The organism is Frigoribacterium sp. 2355, assembly GCF_054060695.1.
The window spans coordinates 530921-552202 of sequence record NZ_JBSSDL010000001.1 but is presented as its reverse complement, the minus strand read 5'-3'; the positions used below and the strand labels follow the sequence as shown (position 1 = coordinate 552202).

Here is a 21282-nt window from a genome sequence, read left to right as displayed (position 1 = left end):
GTCGCGCCTCCTCCATCTCGTGCCCCGGTCGCGCCTAGACCTCGGCGGGCACACCGACGAGCTCGGAGGTGCGCTCCCAGAGGGCCTCGGCGAGCAGGGGATCGGTGGCCTGGCGGTGCAGGCGACCGTGCGGCGACAGCTGGTCGAAGTAGGTGCCGCTCTCGACCGAGATCGTCGTGGGCCCGGCGAGCTGGATCAACGGCACGGCCCCGGCCGACGCCGAGATGCCGTAGTTGCCGTTGGTCAGGACGTTCGCGACCCGCATCGAGCGTGAATCCGAGCCGAAGCCGGTCATCACGATGCCCGGGTGGAACGAGAACGCGTCGAGGCCCGTGCGCTTCGCCAGTTCACGGATGAACAGGACGGTCTCGATCTTGGTCGTGCCGTACTGACGCCAGCCCCCGGCCCATCGACGCTTCGACCAGTTGAGGTCGTCGAGTCGGACGTGCCCGAGCAGGTTGGCCGCGCTGGCCGTCGACACGACCCGGCCACCGCTCTCGACGAGGCGGGGCAGGAGGAGCCTGGTCAGGAGGAACGGTGCGAGGTGGTTCGACTGGAGGGTGCGCTCGAACCCGTCCGCGGTGAGGCCACGTTCGCTGACGAGACCTCCGGCGTTGTTGGCGAGGGCGTCGATGCGGGGATAGCGCTCCAGCAACCGGTCGGCCAACGACCGGACGTCGTCGAGCCGGTCGTAGTCGACCAGGAAGGCCGTCCCGCCCACCTCGTCGGCGACCGCCTGGGTGCGTTCCGGGTTGCGTCCGACGACGCCGATCTCGGCGCCGCCCTTCGCGAGCTCGCGGGCGGCCTCGCGGCCGATGCCGCTGCTCGCCCCGGTGATGATCACGGTGCGGGTCATCGATATCCGCCCTTCTCGAGGCCGGCCTCGATCTCGAATCTGTTCGACAGCGGGTCGCTGCCGGCCAGGAAGTACAGTACGGGCATCAGCATGCCGTACCTCCGCCACTGACGAACGTGCACGGCCTCGTGTTCGAGGACGCGTGGCCCGTCGTTGTCCCGGGTGAGGTAGACCCGACCGACACAGGTGCCTCCCCGCTTGAACGCCCAGCGGGGCAGGCCGCTGCACACGATCAGGTCGCCGACGACGCGGACCCGACCCACGCTGAGCGGCACCCCGACCGCGAGACCGACGGCCGTCGCCCAGGCGCAGCCGAGTCTCGAGATCGGGGAGTCGAGCAGGGGGTTCTTCACGGACGGCCGTAGGCGTCGAGCAGGCGCAGCCAGACTTCGCTCACCGTCGGGTACGACGGGACGGCGTGCCACAGCCGGTCGATCGGCACCTCGCCGACGACGGCGATCGTGGCGGCGTGCAGCAGGTCGCTGACGTCCGGGCCGACGAAGGTCGCGCCGACGATCACCCCGCGGGACTCGTCGACGACCAACCGCGCCTGGCCCGCGTACTCGTCCGAGTGGATCGCCGAACCGGCGACCGCGGCGAGGTCGTAGTCCACGACCTTGACGTCGATGCCTCGCTTGCCGGCGGCGTCGGCCGTGAGGCCGACGCTCGCGACCTCGGGGTCGGTGAAGGTGACCTGCGGCACGGCCGCGTCGTCGGCGGTGGCGACGTGGGCGCCCCACGGCTCGGCGTGCACGGGCTTTCCGAAGGCGCGGGCGGCGATGACCTCGCCGGCGGCGCGCGCCTGGTACTTGCCCTGGTGGGTGAGCAGGGCGCGGTGGTTGACGTCGCCCACGCCGTAGAGCCAATCGGTGCCCTTGACGAGCATGGTGTCGTCGACGTCGAGCCAGTCGCCCGGGGTGAGCCCGACGTTCTCGAGGCCGAGGTCGGAGGTGCGGGGAACACGGCCGGTCGCGACGATGATCTCGTCGGCGACGACCGTGGAGTCGTCGTCGAGGGTGACCTCGACCGTGTCGTGCTCGGTGCGCAGCACGGTCGAGGGCGAGACCCCGAGGCGCACGTCGACGCCGAGACCCCGCAGCGAGTCGGCCACGAGTTCGCCGGCGAAGGGCTCCTGGCCGCCGAGCAGACCGCTGCGGGCGACCAGGGTGACGGTCGAGCCGAGCTGCTGGTACGCCGTGGCCATCTCGGCGGCGACGACGCCACCGCCGACGATGACGACGCTCTGCGGCATCGACTCGACGCTCGTGGCCTCACGGCTGGTCCAGGGCTTCGCCTCGACGAGGCCGGGGATGTCCGGCAGGAGCGCCGACGAACCGGTCACCGCGGCGACGGCGTACGTCGCGTGGTGCACCTCGCCGTTCACCGTCACCTCCTTGACGCCGGTGATGGTGGCGTGCCCGCGGATCAGGTCGATGCCCGCGCCCTCGACCCAGTCGGCCTGGCCCGAGTCGTCCCAGTTGCTGGTGAACGAGTCGCGGCGACGCAGCACGGCGGCGACGTCGACGTCACCGGTCACGGCCTGCTTGGCCCCGTCGAGCGACTTCGCCGCACGGACGACGGCGCTCGAGCGGAGCAGCGCCTTCGACGGCATGCAGGCCCAGTACGAGCACTCGCCCCCGACGAGCTCGGCTTCCACGAGCCCCACCTTGAGCCCGTTGCGGGTGGCGTAGTCGGCCACGTTCTCGCCGACAGCGCCGGCTCCGATCACGATGAGGTCATAAGTCGTCATGGCCCCGACGCTAGTCGCCCGGGGCCCGGCGTTCTCAGGCGGGTCCCGGGCGGACGTGGCCGTTTCGTGAAACCCTGCTGGGTCTTTCCTGAACGGCACGAGCGAGATCCGGGAGGCACGGGTAGCGTCCCTCACATCAGCGCACCCCCGCGATCGTTGCGGGGGAGCGCGTCAACCTACGAGGAGGCACACATGGGACTCGACGACAAGATCAAGAACGCCGCTCAGGACATCGCCGGCAAGGCGAAAGAAGCTCTCGGCGACCGCAAGGGCGACGACGAGCTGAAGGCCGAAGGTCAGAAGGACCAGGCCGGTGCCTCCGCCAAGAAGGTCGGCGAAGACGTCAAGGACGTCTTCAAGTAGGCCGATCCGCCTCGTTCTCGGGCCCGTCCACCCCTCGGGGTGGGCGGGCTCTTTCGTGTGCCCACGACCGAGGAGGCGCGGTCACCGTCCCGTGAACTCGGCGACGGTCCGCGAGACGAAGGCCTCGAACCCGATCCGGGCGTCGTCGGTCGCGAGCAGCCGCACGAGCTCGGGCTGCAGGCGGGCCTCGGCCGCGGCGTCGCCGTCACGGACCGCGAGCCGGGCGTTCGCCAGGGTGGCCTGCACGGCCAGGGGTGCCTGGGCGGCGATGCGACGGGCGAGGTCGAGGGCGTGGTCGAATGCCGACCCGACGTCCACCAGGTCCTGCACGAGTCCGATGCGCCGCGCCTCCTCGGCATCGAGGAGGTCGCCGGTCAGCAGGTACCGCATGGCGTCGCCCCAACCGACCCGGCGGGGGAGGCGGATCGTCGCGCCACCGAAGGGGAGGATGGCGCGGCTCACCTCGATCTGACCGAAGCGGGCGTCCCGGCTCGCCACCACGACGTCGCTCGCCAGGGCGAGCTCGACCCCGAGGGTCAAGCAGGTGCCCTGCACGGCCATCACCACGGGCTTGCCCACCTGTCGACCGTGGACCTGCCACGGATCGAGGCCACCCTCGGGGACCACGTCGAGGCCCTCCGCGGTGACCGCGGGCACGACGTCGCCGAGGTCGAGTCCCGCGGTGAAGTGGTCGCCGTGGGCGAAGAGCAGTCCCACCCGCAGGTCGGGGTCGCGGTCGAGTTCGCCGTAGGCCAGGGCCAGTTCGCGCAGCATCCGCAGGTCGGCCGCGTTGCGCTTCTCGGGCCGGTCGAGGCCGATCAGCAGCACGTGGCCGTCCCGCTCCACCGTGACGCGCGGACGGTCGGCGGCGGAGGCGGCGGGGTCGGCCGGGGCGGCGCTCGGGGGGCCCGCGCTCATCGGGACAGGGCTCCGAGGATGCGCAGGATCGGGCCCATGTCGTCGGAGGCGGCCTCGGCGTCGACCGGCGCGAACGAGCACAGGCCCGCGCCGACCAGGGAGAAGCGCTCTTTCAGGGCCGTGATCGTCTCGATCAACACCCCGAGCTCGAGACCGAACGGCTGGGGGTCGAGGAGGCCCTCGATCACCCCCGGGTCCAGCACGTCGAGGTCGACGTGGAGGTACACCTCGGTGGCGCCGGACGCCTCGACGGCGGCGACCACCTCGGCCGGGTCGAAGTCCAGTGACGACACCGTGGGGACGTGGCGGCTCTCGATGTAGCGGTCTTCCGCGTCGTCGTAGCTGCGAGCCCCGGCGAGCACGACCCGGGCGGGGTCGAGCGGCTCGGGCGTCGGGCCGGGGCCGATGGTCGGGAGGTCCTCGGTGGCGTCACCGATGAGGGCCCGCAGGACCATGCCGCTGAAGGCACCGCTCTCGCTGCTGCGCGGGCTGTGGAGGTCGGGGTGCGCGTCGAACCAGACCACGGCGGTGCGGGGGGTGACCGCGTGGCGGACCGCCGCGAACTCGACGCCGCAGTCGCCGCCCACCACGATCGCGGGGGAGTCGTCGGTCCGCAGCTCGCGTCCGACCGACTCGGCGATCGTCAGCACCGACGAGAGCCGGTGCACCCGCGTGCCGAGCGAGTCGCCCGCACCCACCGGGACCTCGACCAGGGTGGTGGCCGTCGACGGCAGGTCTCCGAGGACGGCGTACGCACCCTCGGCGAGCCGCATCGCGCGCGACGACGGAGAACCCTGCCACTGTGGAACCACGACGAACCTCACGCGCGTCAGTCTGTCACGGGCGGGGGCCCGTGCTCCAGGCCCAGGGACGACTCAGCGCCCCGACGGCGCGCTCCAGCGGCCCGCGTCCGACGTACCGTTGCCAGAGGGTGGCGTAGACGAGCGTGAGGACGACGGCGACGACCAGGTGGCCCAGGGGCAGACCGTAGGCGGCGGTCGGGTCGGACAACCGGTACACGGTGAACAGCGGCGCGGTGATCAGCACGTGGGCCGTGTAGACGGTGAGCGGTTGCGCGCCCGTGGCCGCGAGGGGTCGGAGGGCGGTGCGGACGACCGCAGCCGCGCCTCCTCGTCCCCGACCCTCGGGCGTCATGGGACGACGCGGGGTGGTGGCGAGCAGGAGCAGTCCGAGCACGGCGGCGGCGACGCCGCCCGAGCCGACGATCTCGGCGGGCATGCCTTCGTGGTCGGCCGGGTCGAACCAGGGGATCGAGGAGGCGCCGGGCAGGAAGCGCGCCGCGTACCCCACGATCGCGGCCGACGTCCCGGCGACGATCAGCGTGACCTGGGTCCGGGTGCGGATCAGGTCGGAACGAGCCGCGACGAGACCGACGAGCAGGAAGGGCGTCCAGACCAGCGCCGGGTAGGCGCCGACGAGCAGGGCCTGGGTCGCCAGGCCGGCGGCGCCGGACACCGCGGTGTCGCCGTAGGCGTCGACGGGGACGGACGAGGCCAGCCACGGGGCCACGACGGCGAGCAGGGCGGCGGCCGCCAACAGGACGGCCCGGGGGGCGAAGAGCAGACCCAGTGCCAGGACGAACATCACGCCGTAGTAGGGCAGGATCACCAGGAGGTACGGGTTCCAGGCCTGCAACGCGAGGCCCAGCACGACGAGCAGGCCCGCCCGGATGGCGATCCCGCCGACGACCCGCCCTCGACCGCCACGGGGCGTCGGCCGGGCGCCTCCCGACATCAGACCGAGCGAGACGCCGGCGAGCGTCGCGAAGAGGATCGCCGACCGCCCGTCGAAGACGCGCTCGTCGAGCAGCGGCCGAGGCCACATGTGGGCGGCGAACATGCCGAGCACGGCGAGGCCGCGGGCGACGTCGACGCCCATCAGGCGGGGTGCCGCCCGGCGCGCCTGCACCGGCGGGACGTCCACCGGCGCAGGCGTGACGGGCGGCGGCTGGCTCACTTGTCGAGCGCGCCGAGCTTGAGGGCGGCGAGGCGGGCGTCGACCTCGGTCTGCTCCCCGAGGTCGTCGAGGCCCTCGAACTGGGCGTCGAGGCTCGAGGCCGCGAGCTCTTGACGACCGAGCATCTTGGCCTCCTCACGGCGGACCTTGTCCTCGAAGCGGCTGATCTCGCTCGTCGGGTCGAGGATGTCGATGCTCTGGACGGCGTCGGCGACCTTGGTCTGGGCCTCAACGGTCTTCGAGCGCGCGTTCAGTTCGTCGCGCTTGGCGGCGAGCTGGTCGAGCTTGGACCGCATGCCGCCCAGCCCCGTCTTGAGCTTGTCGACGACGTCCGTCTGGGAGGCGATCTGCGGCTCCGCCGTCTTCGCCTCCTTCTCGCTCTGCAGCTGCTTGCCGAGGGCCACGCGAGCGAGGGCGTCGAACTTGTCGGCGTCGACCGTGTTGCCCGACGAGCGCAGCTCGTCGGCCTTGTTGCTCGCCGCGAGGGCCTTGCGCTCCCAGTCCGCGGCGGCGGCGACGTCCTCGGCGTGGTCCTGCTCGAGGAGGCGCAGGTTGCCGATGGTGGTCGCGACGGCTTCCTCGGCCTCGGCGATGCTGTTGGTGTAGTCGCGGACCATCTGGTCCAGCATCTTGCCGGGGTCCTCGGCCTGGTCGAGCAGGCTGTTGATGTTCGCGCGGGTCAGTTGCGCGATGCGTCCGAAGATCGACTGCTTTGCCATGGTGCGTCCTTTCGAGAGGTGGTGCCGTGGGGTGGTGCTCGTCTTGTCGGTCGTGCTGCTGTCTGGGGGCGGAGGGGGGCGGATGGGGCGGAAACGGGGCGTGGACCGTGTCGGGCGGGCCCTAGAACCGTCCGCCGCCCGAGCTGCGGCCGCCTCCGCCGCCACCCCCGCCGCCGAAGCCACCGCCCCCACCGAAGCCGCCGCCACCCCCGCCGAAGCCTCCGCCGCCGCCGCCGAAGCCGCCGCCACCCCCGCTGAAGAGTCCACCGAGCAGCATGCCGGTGACGATGCCGCCGAGATCGGCCCCGGCCGACCCCCGCGTGCCGACTCCGCCGCCGAACGGGCTCGCCTGCTGGTAGGACGAGACCTCGGCCTCGGCAGCGGCGGCTGCAGCCTGCGACAACTGGACGGCCTGGTGGGCCTCGAACAGGGCGGCATCACGGTCGGACGTCGCGAGCGACACCGCGGTGGCCAGGTGACGCTCGGCCTCGGACAACCGGGTACGCGGCTGCGGGCCGATGCCGCCGCGACGGGTCTCGATGAAGTCGCGGGTGGCGCTGATCTGACTCCGCGCGGTCAGCAGCGCCTGGTCGAGGGCCGCCTGGGCCCGGCGCTGCTTCTCGGAGTCGTCGCGCACGGCCGCCAGCACCTGGTCGATGCGGTCGTTGGCAGCACCGAGCGAGGCGACGACGGCGAGCGGGTCGTCGGTCGTCGTCTCGGCCAGCGCGACGGAGGCCCGTGCAGCCGAGACGGAGCCGGCGACGTCGACACCCTGCGGGGCCGAACCGTCGGGCAGCCCCTCGGCCGTCGTGATGTCGTGCCGCAGGTCGAGGGTCATGGCCGAGATGGTGCTGCCCGCCGTCCGCAGCGACTCGGCGGCCCCGTCGACCGCGCTGAGCAGCTGGTCGACCTGCGCCAGGGCCTGACGGGCCTCCCGGACGGCGATGACGGCCTCCGACGTGGAGGACGACGCCAGCGAGGTCGCCGCCGTACCGGCCCTCTCGTCGGCGAACTCGAGCAGACGGTCGGCCTGGTCGTCGTTCTGGTCGATCGACGCGACCGCCCGTGCCGAGTAGATCGTGGTCAGCTCGCCGATGAGGGTGCGGGCCGAGGCGAGCCGGGCTCGTCGGGTCGCGATCTCGCCGGGGAGGGCCGCCACGTCGCTCGGCGCCCGACCCTCGGCCTCACGCAGCTCGTCGAACGCGGCGGACTGCTCGGCGAGCGACGCGTCGGCCGCCTCGCACAACTCGATGATGCGGGTGGTCCACTCGCGGCGTTGTTCGGGGGAGTCGGGAACGGCGTCGTCCAACTTCTGCTGCAGGGCGAACGCCTCGCGGGCGTGCACCCGGGCCGCGTCGAGCGCTTCGGCGAACGGCCGGGCCGCGTCGTCGCCGAACTGTGCCGCCGCGAAACCGACCTCGTGAGCGCCCGCGGTCAACTCGTCGTCGAGGGCGACGAGCACCCGTGCGGCACGCTTGTCGAGTTCGTCCTGGCGGGCCTCCTGCGCGTCGGACTCGCTGCGTCGACGTCGTGCCCGGCGGACCACGACGACGACGGCGACGGCCGCCGCGACGAGGACCAGCACGAGCAGCGCCCAGAGCACCCAGCTGAGGTCGGGCCCGGCCTCGTCGCTGCGGATGCCGTCGGCCAGGGCGACGGCGGCACCGGCCCAGTCGCCGTCACGCAGCTCGGGCACGACGACGTCAGTCTGCAGCGCCTGCCGGTCCGATTCCGAGATCACGGACGTGTCGGCCGAGAGGTCGTAGAACTGGTCGTCGACCGCCACCGAGAGCAGCACGTCGTTCGCACCCAGTTGGTTCAGGGACGCCGTCGCCTCACCCCAGGCCGTGCGGTCGGAAGGTGAGGAGAAGGAGTCGACGTAGACGACGAAGAGGTTGACGGCGGTGTCGGTCGCGAGCCGGTCGAGTGCGTCGGTCACCTCGGCCTCGTCCGCACTCGACAGCACGTCGGCCTGGTCGACCACGTAGGCGCCCGAGAACTCGACCGGTTCGACGGCCTGGGCCGGGACCGCACCGAAGGCGATCGTGCCGACCACGGCCAGGACCGCCGCGGCGACGGCGGCCACCGTTCGTCTCGTCGGTCGTCGGCCGGTCGTGGATCTCGTGCTCACGACGCTCCCCTCGCTCGTTGCGGGGGAGTCTATCGACGGCCCCCGTCAGACCGCCCGGGGTGCCCTGTGCCCGCAGGGGGTGACGTCGAACCGGCCGCGAGACGGGTCAGGACACGAAGAGCAGGCCCACCGACGCGACGGCACAGACCGCCCCGACGGCGTAGAGCACGACCCCCACGGTGCGGGGCGCCCGTCCGTCGTCGTGCGGCGGGTGGACGCGGGCCCGGTGGGGTCGGTCGGGGTCGTAGTGCACGGTGAGCTCGGTCTCGAGCGGCGTCGTCACCGGGACGTCCCCGAACTGCGTCTCGTGCAGCTGCCCGTCGACGTCCATCCATCGGGCGGTGGCGGCACGGGCCCAGTCAGGCGGCGGGATGACCACGCCGACGGTGCTCTCGAGGCGGGTCGCGCGGCGCCGGAGCACCCACCCGGCCAGGAGGAAGGGCGTGCCGACGATGAACCCGAACCAGCCGAAGAGCTCCACCACCGGCGAGATGACGGAGAAGGCGTCGCTCATGCCACGATTGTACTGTGCCGCCGCGCACCCCGTGACGAACCCGGAGCCCCGTGAACCCCAGCCCCCTCGGCCGTGTGCCGTCGCCCCTGCTCGCCGTCGCGGCGATCGTGTCGGTGCAGTTCGGGGCCGCCCTCGCCAAGACCCATTTCGAGGCCCTGGGACCCCTGGGCGCCGCCAGCCTGCGCCTCGCCTTCGGTGCGACGCTCCTGGTGCTCGTCTTCCGACCGCGCCCCTGGCGATGGCCCCGCCGGACGTGGCCGGGCGTGGTCCTGCTGGGTCTCGCCCTCGCCGGGATGAACTCGCTGATCTACCTCGCGATCGACGTCGTGCCGCTCGGGGTCGCCGTGACCCTCGAGTTCCTCGGTCCGCTGGTCGTGGCACTCGTGCAGACGAGACGCTGGTGGGACGCGGCCTGGGCCCTGCTCGCCCTCGCCGGGGTCGTGCTGCTCGGCTCGGACTCGACCGGGGCGATCCCCGTCGTCGGCGTGCTGCTCGCCCTCGGCGCCGGGGCGTTCTGGGCCTGCTACATCCTCGCGAACGCCGCCCTGGGGCGAGGCCGTGACCCGATGGGCGCCCTCGCGACCGCGATGCTGGTCGCCGCCCTCGTGGTCGTCCCGTTCGGGGCGCACGACGCGACGGTGGCCGTCCGGGCCGACCCGCACCTCCTGCTCGTCTTCCTCGTGGTGGCCGCCCTGACCTCCGCGATCCCGTACGCGCTCGAGTCGGTGGCGCTGCGGAGGCTGCCGACGCGCGTGTTCGGCGTCCTGTCGAGCCTGGGGCCGGCGGTGGCTGCCCTGGCCGGCCTGGTCGTGCTCGGCGAGGCGCTCGGGGTGCCCGAGGTCGTCGCCCTCGCCTGCGTCACGGCGGCGAGCGTCGGCGTCACGATCGCGGCCGGTCGCCGGCGGCGTCGCGGGGCCCTGCCCGAGGCCCCGCCGGCCTGATCGGACGGCGAGGCCCCTCCTCATGTCCGAGGAGCGAGTCAGAGGCCCAGTCTGACAACCCCACGGGGACTTGTACCCCACATGCGGGGTACGCTGCGATGACGGCCCGGTACGAGGGCCGGAGAACGAAGAAGGAGACATCATGGGTGCTGTCTTGGAGCGCACGTCCCGAGCGGAGGTCGTCCCCCTGGGTGACGGATTCCACCGCGTGTCGACGCCGACCGCCGGGGTGATCGGGTTCGTGCACGAGTCCGACGGGTTGTTCGAGGTGCTGCGGGGGCGCGTCCGCACCGCCGTCCGGCGTGAGGGTTCCTACCGCACGCTCGACGTCGCGGTGATCGCGCTCACCTACAGTTGAGTTCGACCCACCACTGACGCACGCCTCCGGGCGGACGTCCTCGAGGCCTCGCCGTCGGCGGGGCCTCACCTCTCTGTCCACCCTCGCCTCGCCGGAAGGCCCACCGTGACCGTCGTCGGGTACGCCCGCATCTCGCGAGACGACCCGTCGTCCGATCGCCAGGCGGAGCGCCTGCGGGCGGGCGGGTGCGAACGGGTCTTCGTCGACCACGCCACCGGCACCAGGCAGTCCCGCCCCGAGTTCGCCAAGGCGATCGGCAGCCTGCGGGAAGGTGACGTCTTCGTCGTGACGAACGTCGACCGGATCGGCCGCTCGGTGGCCGAGCTGGTGGGCGTGATGGCGACCCTCGACGCCCTGGGCGTCGCCTTCCGCTCGATCGACGAGCAGATCGACGAGCTCAACGCCTACGGCCGCTTCTTCTTCCGCGTCACCGCCGCCCTGGCCCGCTTCGACGAGCAGGTCGGCGGTGAGCTGCACCGTGCCGAGACCCGCAAACGGCAGGAGGCGCGGGTGGCGCAGACCCCGAAGCCCCCCGTCTCGAGACGCCGCCTCGACGCGGCCCGTCAGCTACGGGCCGGGGGAGCGAGCATGCGCGAGGCCGCCGAGCACGTCGCCGTCCCCGAACGCGTCCTGCGTCGCGAGCTCGACCGCGACGACGCCGACCGCGCCCGCCGTCAGCAGTCCGACTGACCTGCCGGGGCCGTTCGACCGCGGCACCGGAAGGCCTGTGCATCGAGAGGGGCTTCGAGAGAAGAAGTGGTGCCCCCAGGCAGATTCGAACTGCCGCCCCTGCCTCCGGAGGGCAGTGCTCTATCCCCTGAGCTATGGGGGCCCAGGAACGTCGTCCAGGTTAGCAGCGAATCGGTCCGGCCTGGGACGGCCCCGCCGCGGGAGGTGCATCGTGGGGGAGTGACCGACGACACCCGCACCGACCGAGCCGACTCCGGCACCCGTTCCGACCGCACCGACCCCGAGGGTCCGACGCTGCGCGAGCGTCTCCGATCCGCCAAGGTCTTCCACCCCGAGTTGCCCACCTTCGACGTCGACGACGTGGCCGACGACGCGGTCGACCAGTTCGTCGCGTGGCTCGTCGAGGCCGTCGACCAGGACGTCGCCCAGCCGCACGCCATGGTGATCTCGACCTCGTCGGCCGACGGCGACGTCACGGCCCGCACCCTGCTCCTCAAGGACGTCGACGACGGCGCCCTCTGGTTCGCGACCTCGTCGATCAGCCCGAAGGGACGGCAGATCGCCGAGAACCCCCGGGTGGCGCTCACCCTGTACTGGCGCGAGCAGGGCCGCCAGGTCCGCGTGCTCGGCCGGGCGACGCCCGGTCCGCGCGACGTCAGCGAGAAGGACTTCACCGCTCGCCACCCCGACTCGCGCGCCGTCGCGATGACGCAGCCGCAGAGCAGCCCGATCACCGACGAGGCCGAGACGCGGCGTCGCCTCGCCGAGGCCAAGGCCACGATCGAGTCCGACGACACCTTCGTCCCCGACGACTGGACGGCCTGGCGGGTCGACCCCACCTCGATCGAGTTCTGGCAGGCCACCACGGGCCGAGACCAGGTGCGCCTGCGGTACGACCGCGACGGCGACGGCTGGACCCGCGCCTCCTTGTGGCCCTGACCACCCCTGAGGGAGCCGGCGGCGCGACCGCTGCCGCCGCAGCGGCGTAACGCGACGACACGCACCTGGCAGGGCGCCCGTCCCGTCGGCAGCATGGAGCCATGACCTCGTACGCCGCCCCGTCGATCCGCCCGAGCGACCCCGCCGTCGCCTCGATGCGTCTCGCCGTGGTCGAGGTCACCCAGCACCGGCCGCACGCCCCCGAGTACCACGCCTACGTCGACGACATGAACTCCCGTGTCCGCGCGACCGCCGAGGCCGCGGGCTGGCAGGCGACGCGTTTCGCCGCGGGCGACCTCGGCACCGACGAGCTGTTGCGCGTGACCGCTGACGCCGATGCGATCGTCGTCCTCGGTGGCGAGGACCTCTCTCCCCGTCTCTACGGAGGCGGGACCGGCTACCCGGGGGAGGGTCGCCACGACCCCGTGGCCGACGAGGCCCAGCTCGCCGTCGTGCGCCGCGCGGTCGCTCGCCGCACCCCACTGCTCGGCGTCTGCCGCGGCCACCAGCTGATCAACGTCGCCCTCGGCGGAGACCTCGTGCAACACCTGGACGACCACGACGGGGTGCACCGCACCCCCGACGCGCCGGTCGACCAGCTCATGCACCCGCACGCCGTCGGGCTCGAGCCCGGTAGTCGCCTCGCCCGGGCCCTCGGCACCGAGCCCGTCGTCCAGAGCGCGCACCACCAGGCCGTCGGCCGCCTGGGCCAGGGCCTGCGCGTCGTCGGCCGCGCCTCCGACGGCACCGTCGAGGCCGTCGAGCACGACTCGGCCCCGGTCGTCGGCGTGCAGTGGCACCCCGAAGACAGAGGAGCCCCGGTCGGCCAGCTCGAGGCACTGTTGGCGTCCTTGGGCGCCTCCGTCGAGGCGGGGCGCCTCGCCGCGTCCGTCGCCTCGCGAACGGACCAGGAGGCGCTGGTCGCCTAGGCCGCGTTCCTCACCGGAGCGCGCCTCCCGCCCTCGGTCTCAGTCGACCTGCTTCAGCGCCGACAGCACGGCAGACACGACCGGCTCGGCGTCGCCGGGTTCGAGGAAGGTCGTCGAACGGGCGACGACGAACGCCGGCGACGAGAACGCCTCGGCCGTGCCGATCTCACCGGGGGTGTCGAAGTAGCCCTCGACGCCGAAGGTCGGCACCGAGTTGCTGGTCGCGACGAGGTCGTTGGCCAGCTCGTCGAGGCTGTCCGCGTCGAAGTGCGCGACACCGACCGTGACGGTGGCGCCGCTGGAGTCCTGCCACGTGCACGTCGTGCCGTCCGCGTCGGCGACCTGCTGCAGGGCCTCACCGTCGCGGCTCGCGTCGCCGCTCGCCTCGTCGTCGGCGACGGCCGTCAACCCCGGGTACCAGGAGGCGAGCGAGCCGGGATCGAGCAGCTCGCCGCAGTCGACGTCGAACGGGGTGCTCACGAGCTCGGGCGTGGCCGCCGCCGTCGGCGTCGCGACGGGGGTGGAGGACGACTCCTCGCCCGTGGTCGGGGTCGCGCTCGGCGCGGCCTGCGACGGTGCCGTGCAGGCGGTCAGAGTCAGGGCGAGGGCACCCGTCACGACGAGGGTGCGCAGGACGACGGGGGAGCGGGTCGAGGCGGGGCTCATCCCTCCATCATCACCGACGTCGGGCTCGTCGTCGTCTCCGTGCCTCCCGGTAAGATCGACCCTCGTGACTCCCGCCGAACTCTCCAGGTCCCTGCTCGCCGTCGTCCAGGGCGTCCTCGAACGCCGAGGCACCGTCGACGTGGCGGTGATCGAGGGCGACGTGGCGCTCGAGCGTCCGAAGAACCGCGAGCACGGCGACTGGGCGTCGAACGTGGCCATGAAGTTCGCCAAGCGCGTCGGCACGAACCCCCGTGAGCTCGCCACCGACATCGCGGCCGACCTGGCCGAGGTCGACGGCGTCGCCGACGTCGACGTCGCGGGCCCCGGGTTCATCAACATCCGCCTCGACGCCGCGGCCGCGGGCCTCCTCGCGCGCTCGATCGTCGAGCAGGGCGAGTCCTACGGTCGCGGCGACTACTACCGGGGCGTCACCATCGACCTCGAGTTCGTCTCGGCGAACCCCACCGGCCCGATCCACCTCGGCGGCGTGCGCTGGGCAGCGGTCGGCGACAGCCTCGCCCGCGTGTTCCAGGCGCAGGGCGCGCTCGTCACCCGCGAGTACTACTTCAACGACCACGGCGGGCAGATCGACCGTTTCGCCCGTAGCCTCCTGGCCAGCGCACTCGGCGAACCCACCCCCGACGACGGCTACGGCGGGCAGTACATCGGCGACATCGTCGAGCGCGTCGTGGCCTCGACCGGCGTCGACGCCGCCGCCCTGCCGCGTGACGAGGCGCAAGAGGTCTTCCGCGCCGCCGGCGTCGACTTCATGTTCGCCGACATCAAGTCGTCGTTGCACGACTTCGGCGTCGACTTCGACGTCTACTTCCACGAGAACGAGCTGCACGAATCCCAGGCCGTCGAGCGCGCCATCGCCCGGCTCCGCGAGCTCGGGCACGTCTACGAGTCCGAGGGCGCCACCTGGCTGCGCACCACCGACTTCGGCGACGACCGCGACCGCGTCATCGTCAAGAGCGACGGCGAGGCCGCCTACATCGCCGGCGACCTGGCCTACTACCTCGACAAGCGCGAACGTGGCTTCGAACGCAACCTCATCATGCTCGGCGCCGACCACCACGGCTACGTCGGTCGCATGATGGCGATGTGCGCGGCGTTCGGCGACGAGCCGGGCGTCAACCTCGAGATCCTCATCGGCCAGATGGTCAACCTGCTGCGCGACGGCGAACCGATGCGCATGTCCAAGCGTGCGGGCACCGTCGTCACGATGGAGGACCTCGTGGACGCCGTCGGCGTCGACGCCGGCAGGTACTCGCTGGTCCGCAGCCCGGTGAACAGCTCGATCGACATCGACCTCGACCTGCTCACGAAGCGCAGCAACGACAACCCCGTCTTCTACGTCCAGTACGCCCACGCGCGCACCCGTGCGGTCGCGCGCAACGCCGAGGCCGCCGGCGTGACGCGGGACGCGTTCGACGCGTCGCTGCTCACGCACGAGACCGAGAGCGCCCTGCTCGGCGCCCTGTCCGAGCTGCCCCGCGTCGTCGTCCAGGCCGCCGAGTTGCGCGAGCCGCACCGCGTCGCCCGCTACGTCGAAGAACTCGCCGGCACCTACCACCGCTGGTACGACACGTGCCGCGTCACGCCGCTCGGCGACGACGAGGTCACCGACCTGCACCGCACCCGTCTGTGGCTCAACGACGCGGCGGGCCAGGTCATCCGCAACGGCCTCGGACTGCTCGGCGTCTCGGCACCCGACCGCATGTGACCGCGCGCGCCGCGCCTCCTCGGTGTCGACCGCAGGAGGCGCGGCGTGAGCGTCCCTCGCCACCCGGCTGACAAGATGGCCCGATGAGCGACATCGACTCCGACTTCTTCGAGGCCAAGCCCGTCGCCCGCCGCCGAGGCCGGGGCTTCGGCATCGTCGTCTTCGTCCTGCTCGGGATCGTGGTCGTGCTGGGGATCCTGGCCGTGGTCGCCGACCTCGTCGTGCGGACGGTCGCCGAGGACCAGGCCGAGAAGCAGATCTCGCAGCAACTCGGCGACGCGGCTGGTCCCGTCGACGTGCAGATCGGCGGCTTCTCGATGCTCTGGCAGCTGGTGCAGGGCACCATCGACCAGGCCACCATCTCGTCCGCCGGGTCCTCGGATGGCCTGTCGTTCGACTTCGACGTCCGCGACGTGCCGACCGACCTGAGCGGATCGACCGGGTCCATCACCGGCACGGTCACCGCCGACGCGGCGACCGTCAACGGGCTCGCGGCCGTGCAGGAGAGCGGCGGAGCGATCTCCTTCGGCGACGGACAGGTCACCTACGCCCGCGACTTCACGATCCCGCTGGTGAACACGGTCGTCCCCGTGGACGTCGTCGCGACCCCCTCGATCACGAGCGAGGGCCGGGTCATCTCGCTCACCCCGACCACGGCGTCGCTGCGGGACACGTCGGTGTCGCTCGACCTCGCCCCCTTCATCGGCGGCTACGCCTTCGACGTGTGCGCCGCGCAGTACCTGCCCCAGGGCACCACCCTCACCGCCGTGGACGTCACGCCGTCGGCGGCGACCCTCGACGTCACGTCGCCGGGCCTGCCGATCTCGTCGAGCGGCATCGGCACCAAGGGGTCCTGCTCCTGACCTCCGGTGTGGCGACGAGGTCGCCCCGACCCTGGCCGTCACGCACCTCGGCGGTCGGTAGGCTCTGATGTCGTTCCCCGTCCTTCGAACCCCCGAGGTCCGCGTGTCCCCGAACCCCCTGGCCCCCGCCTGGCTCCACGAGCCGACCGACGCCGACGCCCTCGACCCGGCCGTCTGGTCGGCCACGGCCCAGCGGTCCTCCGACGGCGAACTCGTGCTCGGCGGCGTCACCGTCTCCGACCTCGTGGCGTCGTTCGGCACGCCGCTGTACGTCCTCGACGAGGACGACGCCCGTGCCCGCGCGGTCGAAGCCGTCCGCTCGTTCGAGCGCGAGGCGGCCCGCATCGGCACGACGGCGACGGTCTACTACGCCGCCAAGGCGTTCCTCTCCGCCGAGGTCGCCCGCTGGGTGGCCGAGGCGGGCATGGCCGTCGACGTCTGCACCGGCGGCGAGTTCGCCGTGGCCCGGGCCGCCGGGGTCGACCCCGCCCGCATGGGGTTCCACGGCAACAACAAGTCGCTCGCCGAGATCGACCGCACGGTCGGGGCCGGCATCGGCACAGTCGTGCTCGACAACGCCGCCGAGGTCGGACGGGTCGCCGCGGCGGCCGAACGGCACGGACGCGTCCAGCGGGTGCGCCTGCGGGTCAACTCGGGGGTCCACGCCTCCACGCACGAGTACCTCGCCACCGCCCGCGAAGACCAGAAGTTCGGCGTCCCGCTCTCCGAGACCGCCGACATCGTCGACTCGATCCGCCGGCAGCCGTCGCTCGAGTTCGTCGGCCTGCACTCGCACATCGGCTCGCAGATCTTCGGCTCGGACGGCTTCGCGGAGGCCGCCCGCCGCCTGCTCGCCGTGCACGCCGACCTGCTGGCGTCCGGCCCGGTGCCCGAGCTCAACCTCGGCGGGGGCTTCGGCATCGCGTACACGAGCGCCGACGACGCCCGCCCGCTCGACGACCTCGCCGTCGCCCTGGCCGACATCGTCCAGGCGGAGTGCCTCCGCCTCGGCGTCGACGTGCCGCTCCTCGCGGTCGAGCCCGGACGCGTCATCGTCGGTCCGGCCGGCACGACGCTCTACGAGGTCGGCACGATCAAGGACGTCTCGGTCGCGATCGACGAGGGCAGCGCGGTGCGCCGCTACGTCAGCGTCGACGGCGGGATGAGCGACAACGCGAGGACGGCCCTCTACGCGGCGGACTACTCCGTGCGCATCGCGAACCGCACCTCCTCGGCCCCGCCCGCCCTCGTGCGGGTCGCCGGGAAGCACTGCGAGAGCGGCGACCTCGTCGTGCTCGCCGACTACCTCCCCGGCGACGTCGTCCCCGGCGACCTGCTCGCGGTGCCCGCCACCGGGGCCTACTGCCACAGCCTCGCCAGCAACTACAACCACGTCGGGCGTCCGCCCGTCGTGGCCGTGCGCGACGGCCGGGCACGCGTGATCGTGCGGGGCGAGAGCGAAGCCGACCTGCTGGCCCGCGACGCCGGCCTCGACTGAGCGACCCGCGCCTCCTCACCTCGTGCGAGCACCGCACCCCGCCGACGAAGCACCCGAGAACGGACTGACATGATCGAATACCGCAACGTGAGGGTCGCCCTGCTGGGCGCCGGCTCCGTGGGGTCGCAGGTGGCGCGGTTGCTGCTCGAGCAGGGCGACGACTTCGCCGGGCGCGCAGGTGCCGGGCTCGAGCTGGTCGGCATCGGGGTGCGCGACGTCGACGCGCCGCGCGACGTCGACCTGCCGCGCGAGCTGTTCACGACCGACGTCGAGTCGCTGATCGTCGGCGCCGACATCGTCGTCGAGTTGATCGGCGGACTCGAGCCGGCCCGCAGCTACGTGCTGCAGGCCCTCAACTCGGGGGCCGACGTCATCACGGGCAACAAGGCCCTGCTCGCGAGCCACGGTCCCGAGCTGTTCGACGCCGCCGAACAGGTGGGCGCGCAGGTGTACTACGAAGCCGCCGTGGCCGGTGCCATCCCGATCATCCGCCCGTTGCGCGACAGCCTCGCCGGCGACCGCGTCCAACGCATCATGGGCATCGTCAACGGCACGACGAACTTCATCCTCGACCGCATGGACACCGACGGCTCGAGCCTCGAGGACGCCCTGGCGACGGCCACGGCCCTGGGCTACGCCGAGGCGGACCCCACGGCCGACATCGAGGGCTACGACGCGGCGCAGAAGGCGGCCATCCTGGCCGGCCTCGCCTTCCACACGGCCGTGCCCCTCTCCGCCGTGCACCGCGAAGGCATCACGTCCGTCACGCACGACCAGGTGGTCGCGGCTCGCAAGGCCGGGTACGTCGTGAAGATCCTGGCGATCTGCGAGCGCCTGGTCGACGACGACGGCGTCGAGGGCGTCAGCGCACGCGTCTACCCGGCGCTCGTCCCGCTGAGCCACCCGCTCGCGGCCGTGCACGGAGCGAAGAACGCCGTCTTCGTCGAGGCCGAGTCGGCCGGAGACCTCATGTTCTACGGCGCCGGAGCCGGGGGAGTCGAGACGGCGTCCGCCGTGTTGGGCGACCTCGTCTCGGCCGCGCGACGCCACGTCATCGGCGGCCCCGGCGTCGCCGAGTCCACCCACGCGAACCTGCCCGTCCTGCCGATCGGTCGCGTGTCCACGCGGTACCAGATCACGCTCGACGTGGCGGACCAGCCGGGCGTCCTCGCCGAGGTCGCCGGGGTGCTCAGCGACCACGGCGTGAGCGTGCACAACGTCGAACAGACGTCGGGTGCGACGCCGGGCGTCACGGGCGAGGGCGACGCCGTGGCCACCGCTACGCTGATCATCGGCACCCACCGGGCGCGGGAGTCCGACCTCGCCGCCACGGTGACCGCCCTGAAGAACGCCACGGTCGTGAACTCCGTCACGAGCGTGCTGAGAGTCGAAGGAGCCTGATGGCCCACCAGTGGCAGGGTGTCCTGCGCGAATACGCCGACCGTCTCGACGTCACCGACGCCACCCCGATCGTCACCCTCGGCGAGGGCGGAACGCCGCTCATCCCGGCTCCGGCCCTGTCGAACCGCACGGGCGCGAAGGTGTACGTCAAGTACGAGGGCATGAACCCGACCGGTTCCTTCAAGGACCGCGGCATGACGATGGCGATCTCGAAGGCCGTCGAGCACGGAGCCAAGGCCGTCATCTGTGCGTCGACCGGCAACACGTCCGCCTCGGCCGCCGCCTACGCCGCCCACGCCGGCATCACGGCCGCCGTGCTCGTCCCCGAGGGCAAGATCGCCATGGGCAAGCTGAGCCAGGCCGTCGCGCACGACGGCCAGCTGCTGCAGATCCAGGGCAACTTCGACGACTGCCTCGACATCGCACGCGACCTCGCCGCCAACTACCCGGTCCACCTCGTCAACTCGGTCAACAACGACCGCATCGAGGGCCAGAAGACCGGGGCGTTCGAGGTCGTCGACGTGCTCGGCGACGCCCCCGACTTCCACTTCATCCCGGTCGGCAACGCCGGCAACTACACGGCCTACACGCGCGGCTACCGTGAAGACCTCGAGATCGGCCGCGCCACCAAGCTGCCGCGCATGTTCGGGTTCCAGGCCGCCGGCTCGGCACCGATCGTCGCCGGTGAGGTGGTCAAGGCTCCCGAGACCATCGCCAGCGCGATCCGCATCGGCAACCCCGCCTCGTGGCAGCTCGCCCTCGAGGCGCGCGACCTGACCGACGGCTGGTTCGGGGCCATCACCGACGAAGCGATCCTCGCCGCGCAGAAGATCCTCTCGGCCGAGGTCGGCATCTTCGTCGAGCCCGCGTCGGCCATCAGCGTGGCGGGTCTGCTCGAGCGGGCGGACGCCGGGGTCATCCCCGCCGGGGCCACGGTCGTGCTCACCGTCACGGGCCACGGCCTGAAGGACCCCCAATGGGCCCTGCGGCGCGCCGACGGCAGCGACGTGCAACCGACCGTGGTCGCGAGCGACACGGCCCGGGTGGCCGAGGTGCTCGGTCTCGCGCCGGCCTCTGCATGACCCCCGGGGTCGTCGGGCGTTCGGTGCTGGTCAAGGTCCCCGCGACCTCGGCCAACCTCGGTCCCGGCTTCGACACGCTGGGGCTCGCGCTGTCTCTCTACGACGAGCTCGAGGTCACGGCGACCGGTGAACCCGGGGTCTCGGTCGAGGTCACGGGCGTCGGGGCCGGTCAGGTGCCCACCGACGGCTCGAACCTCGTCGTCCAGGCCGTCGCCGCGGCCTTCGCGTCGGTCGACGTCCCTCTGCCGGGGCTGCGGCTCCGGGCTCGCAACGCGATCCCGCACGGCCGGGGACTCGGGTCGTCCGCAGCCGCGATCGTCTCGGGCATCATGGCCGCCAAGGGACTGCTCGAGGGTACGGTCGAACTCGACTCCGCGGCTCTGCTCGCCCTGGCGACCGAGATGGAGGGTCACCCCGACAACGTGGCACCCGCGCTGTTCGGCGGCCTCACGATCGCCTGGATGAACTCGCACGGCCCGTCCCACAAGCGACTGCTCGTGCACCGTGGGGTGTCGCCCGTCGTGTTCGTGCCCGAATCCACCCTCTCGACGAAGCTGGCGCGGAGCTTGCAGCCCGCCTCCGTTCCGCACGAGGACGCCACGTTCAACGTGTCGCGGTCCGCTCTGCTGGTGGCGGCCCTCGTGCAGAGTCCGGAGTTGCTGCTCGCGGCGACCGAGGACCGCCTGCACCAGAGCTATCGCGCCAGTGCCATGCCCGAGACCGACGCTCTCATCCGCATGCTGCGCGACGCCGGTCTCGCGGCCGTCGTGTCGGGGGCCGGCCCCTCCCTCCTGGTCCTCGGCAGCGACCCGGCACAGCGCTTGTTCGCCGCCGAACTGGTGCGCGAACACGCCGTCTCGGCGTGGCGTCCGTTGATGCTGGCCGTCGATCTCAAAGGTGCTACAGTGGTGCCGCACCCGGTAGAAAACTCAGATTTCCTGGGCATCTAGCATCATCCCCG

22 protein-coding genes and 1 tRNA gene are annotated in these 21282 nt (G+C 72.4%); 12 read left to right on the top strand and 11 right to left on the bottom strand.

The annotated features are described in order from the left end of the window. Positions 1-34 precede the first annotated feature (34 nt). The 3 genes from ACVJ1F_RS02590 to ACVJ1F_RS02580 are packed head-to-tail and all read right to left on the bottom strand — an operon-like array spanning position 35 to position 2606. Complete coding sequence (locus ACVJ1F_RS02590; RefSeq protein ID WP_267658653.1) at positions 35-856, bottom strand: SDR family NAD(P)-dependent oxidoreductase; 822 nt, start codon at positions 854-856, stop codon at positions 35-37. Next, a complete protein-coding gene (locus tag ACVJ1F_RS02585; RefSeq protein ID WP_231567087.1) occupies positions 853-1209 on the bottom strand; it encodes a Fe-S oxidoreductase in 357 nt (118 codons plus the stop codon). The genes ACVJ1F_RS02590 and ACVJ1F_RS02585 overlap by 4 nt, the downstream gene beginning before the upstream one ends. After that, the gene (locus ACVJ1F_RS02580) at positions 1206-2606 is read right to left on the bottom strand and encodes a dihydrolipoyl dehydrogenase family protein (RefSeq protein ID WP_456884470.1); all 1401 of its coding nucleotides are present in this window, start codon (positions 2604-2606) and stop codon (positions 1206-1208) included. The genes ACVJ1F_RS02585 and ACVJ1F_RS02580 overlap by 4 nt, the downstream gene beginning before the upstream one ends. A 192-nt stretch (positions 2607-2798) precedes the next feature. Here ACVJ1F_RS02580 and ACVJ1F_RS02575 point away from each other — a divergent pair, with 192 nt between their 5' ends. Continuing rightward, entirely contained in the window at positions 2799-2969 is a 171-nt protein-coding gene (locus ACVJ1F_RS02575; RefSeq protein WP_043595102.1) for a CsbD family protein, read from the top strand. A gap of 81 nt (positions 2970-3050) precedes the next feature. Here the strand turns inward: ACVJ1F_RS02575 and ACVJ1F_RS02570 are convergent, their stop codons facing one another. The 6 genes from ACVJ1F_RS02570 to ACVJ1F_RS02545 all read right to left on the bottom strand — a co-directional run bounded on the left by ACVJ1F_RS02570 (position 3051) and on the right by ACVJ1F_RS02545 (position 9228). Continuing rightward, the gene (locus ACVJ1F_RS02570) at positions 3051-3887 is read right to left on the bottom strand and encodes a crotonase/enoyl-CoA hydratase family protein (RefSeq protein ID WP_192123365.1); all 837 of its coding nucleotides are present in this window, start codon (positions 3885-3887) and stop codon (positions 3051-3053) included. Next, a complete protein-coding gene (locus ACVJ1F_RS02565; protein WP_456884468.1) occupies positions 3884-4711 on the bottom strand; it encodes an arginase family protein in 828 nt (275 codons plus the stop codon). Before ACVJ1F_RS02565 ends, ACVJ1F_RS02570 begins: the two co-directional genes overlap by 4 nt. 13 nt (positions 4712-4724) lie before the next feature. After that, a complete protein-coding gene (locus tag ACVJ1F_RS02560) occupies positions 4725-5864 on the bottom strand; it encodes a DUF418 domain-containing protein (RefSeq protein ID WP_456884467.1) in 1140 nt (379 codons plus the stop codon). Beyond that, positions 5861-6583, bottom strand: a complete 723-nt coding sequence (locus ACVJ1F_RS02555) for a PspA/IM30 family protein (RefSeq protein WP_456884465.1) — start codon at positions 6581-6583, stop codon at positions 5861-5863. Before ACVJ1F_RS02555 ends, ACVJ1F_RS02560 begins: the two co-directional genes overlap by 4 nt. A gap of 121 nt (positions 6584-6704) precedes the next feature. Next, positions 6705-8714 (bottom strand): TPM domain-containing protein, encoded by a 2010-nt coding sequence (locus tag ACVJ1F_RS02550; RefSeq protein WP_456884463.1) that lies wholly within the window; start codon positions 8712-8714, stop codon positions 6705-6707. A 106-nt stretch (positions 8715-8820) separates the two neighbouring features. Next, positions 8821-9228, bottom strand: coding sequence for a hypothetical protein (locus ACVJ1F_RS02545; RefSeq protein ID WP_043596924.1), 408 nt, complete (start codon positions 9226-9228; stop codon positions 8821-8823). Positions 9229-9278: 50 nt separating this feature from the next. Between ACVJ1F_RS02545 and ACVJ1F_RS02540 the strand changes: the two genes are divergently transcribed. The 3 genes from ACVJ1F_RS02540 (at position 9279) to ACVJ1F_RS02530 (ending at position 11217) form a co-directional block, all read left to right on the top strand. Next, a complete protein-coding gene (locus ACVJ1F_RS02540; protein ID WP_456884461.1) occupies positions 9279-10169 on the top strand; it encodes an EamA family transporter in 891 nt (296 codons plus the stop codon). A gap of 142 nt (positions 10170-10311) precedes the next feature. Continuing rightward, on the top strand, positions 10312-10527 hold the full coding sequence (locus ACVJ1F_RS02535) for a hypothetical protein (RefSeq protein ID WP_148053617.1): 216 nt from the start codon (positions 10312-10314) through the stop codon (positions 10525-10527). A gap of 105 nt (positions 10528-10632) precedes the next feature. After that, positions 10633-11217 (top strand): recombinase family protein, encoded by a 585-nt coding sequence (locus tag ACVJ1F_RS02530; protein WP_056045940.1) that lies wholly within the window; start codon positions 10633-10635, stop codon positions 11215-11217. A gap of 67 nt (positions 11218-11284) precedes the next feature. Here ACVJ1F_RS02530 and ACVJ1F_RS02525 read toward each other — a convergent pair. Continuing rightward, positions 11285-11359: transfer RNA gene (locus tag ACVJ1F_RS02525), tRNA-Arg, on the bottom strand. 77 nt (positions 11360-11436) lie between these two features. Between ACVJ1F_RS02525 and ACVJ1F_RS02520 the strand changes: the two genes are divergently transcribed. Both ACVJ1F_RS02520 and ACVJ1F_RS02515 read left to right on the top strand, forming a co-directional pair. Beyond that, positions 11437-12156, top strand: coding sequence for a pyridoxine/pyridoxamine 5'-phosphate oxidase (locus tag ACVJ1F_RS02520; RefSeq protein WP_456884458.1), 720 nt, complete (start codon positions 11437-11439; stop codon positions 12154-12156). Positions 12157-12257: 101 nt separating this feature from the next. After that, positions 12258-13085, top strand: coding sequence for a gamma-glutamyl-gamma-aminobutyrate hydrolase family protein (locus ACVJ1F_RS02515; RefSeq protein ID WP_456884456.1), 828 nt, complete (start codon positions 12258-12260; stop codon positions 13083-13085). Between the two features lie 39 nt (positions 13086-13124). Here the strand turns inward: ACVJ1F_RS02515 and ACVJ1F_RS02510 are convergent, their stop codons facing one another. Next, on the bottom strand, positions 13125-13751 hold the full coding sequence (locus ACVJ1F_RS02510) for a hypothetical protein (protein WP_285063610.1): 627 nt from the start codon (positions 13749-13751) through the stop codon (positions 13125-13127). Between the two features lie 64 nt (positions 13752-13815). Here ACVJ1F_RS02510 and argS point away from each other — a divergent pair, with 64 nt between their 5' ends. From argS to thrB, 6 genes are all read left to right on the top strand, one after another. Next, positions 13816-15477: an arginine--tRNA ligase gene (argS, locus tag ACVJ1F_RS02505; protein ID WP_456884454.1), complete on the top strand. Its 1662-nt coding sequence runs from the start codon at positions 13816-13818 to the stop codon at positions 15475-15477. Between the two features lie 83 nt (positions 15478-15560). After that, entirely contained in the window at positions 15561-16340 is a 780-nt protein-coding gene (locus tag ACVJ1F_RS02500; protein WP_456884452.1) for an LmeA family phospholipid-binding protein, read from the top strand. A 103-nt stretch (positions 16341-16443) separates the two neighbouring features. Next, positions 16444-17838, top strand: a complete 1395-nt coding sequence (gene lysA, locus ACVJ1F_RS02495) for a diaminopimelate decarboxylase (protein WP_456884550.1) — start codon at positions 16444-16446, stop codon at positions 17836-17838. Positions 17839-17907: 69 nt separating this feature from the next. Then, positions 17908-19239: a homoserine dehydrogenase gene (locus ACVJ1F_RS02490; RefSeq protein WP_056045923.1), complete on the top strand. Its 1332-nt coding sequence runs from the start codon at positions 17908-17910 to the stop codon at positions 19237-19239. Further along, positions 19239-20321 (top strand): threonine synthase, encoded by a 1083-nt coding sequence (gene thrC, locus ACVJ1F_RS02485; protein ID WP_056045920.1) that lies wholly within the window; start codon positions 19239-19241, stop codon positions 20319-20321. The genes ACVJ1F_RS02490 and thrC overlap by 1 nt, the downstream gene beginning before the upstream one ends. Next, entirely contained in the window at positions 20318-21271 is a 954-nt protein-coding gene (thrB, locus tag ACVJ1F_RS02480) for a homoserine kinase (RefSeq protein WP_123570242.1), read from the top strand. The genes thrC and thrB overlap by 4 nt, the downstream gene beginning before the upstream one ends. The last annotated feature ends 11 nt before the right edge of the window (positions 21272-21282 follow it).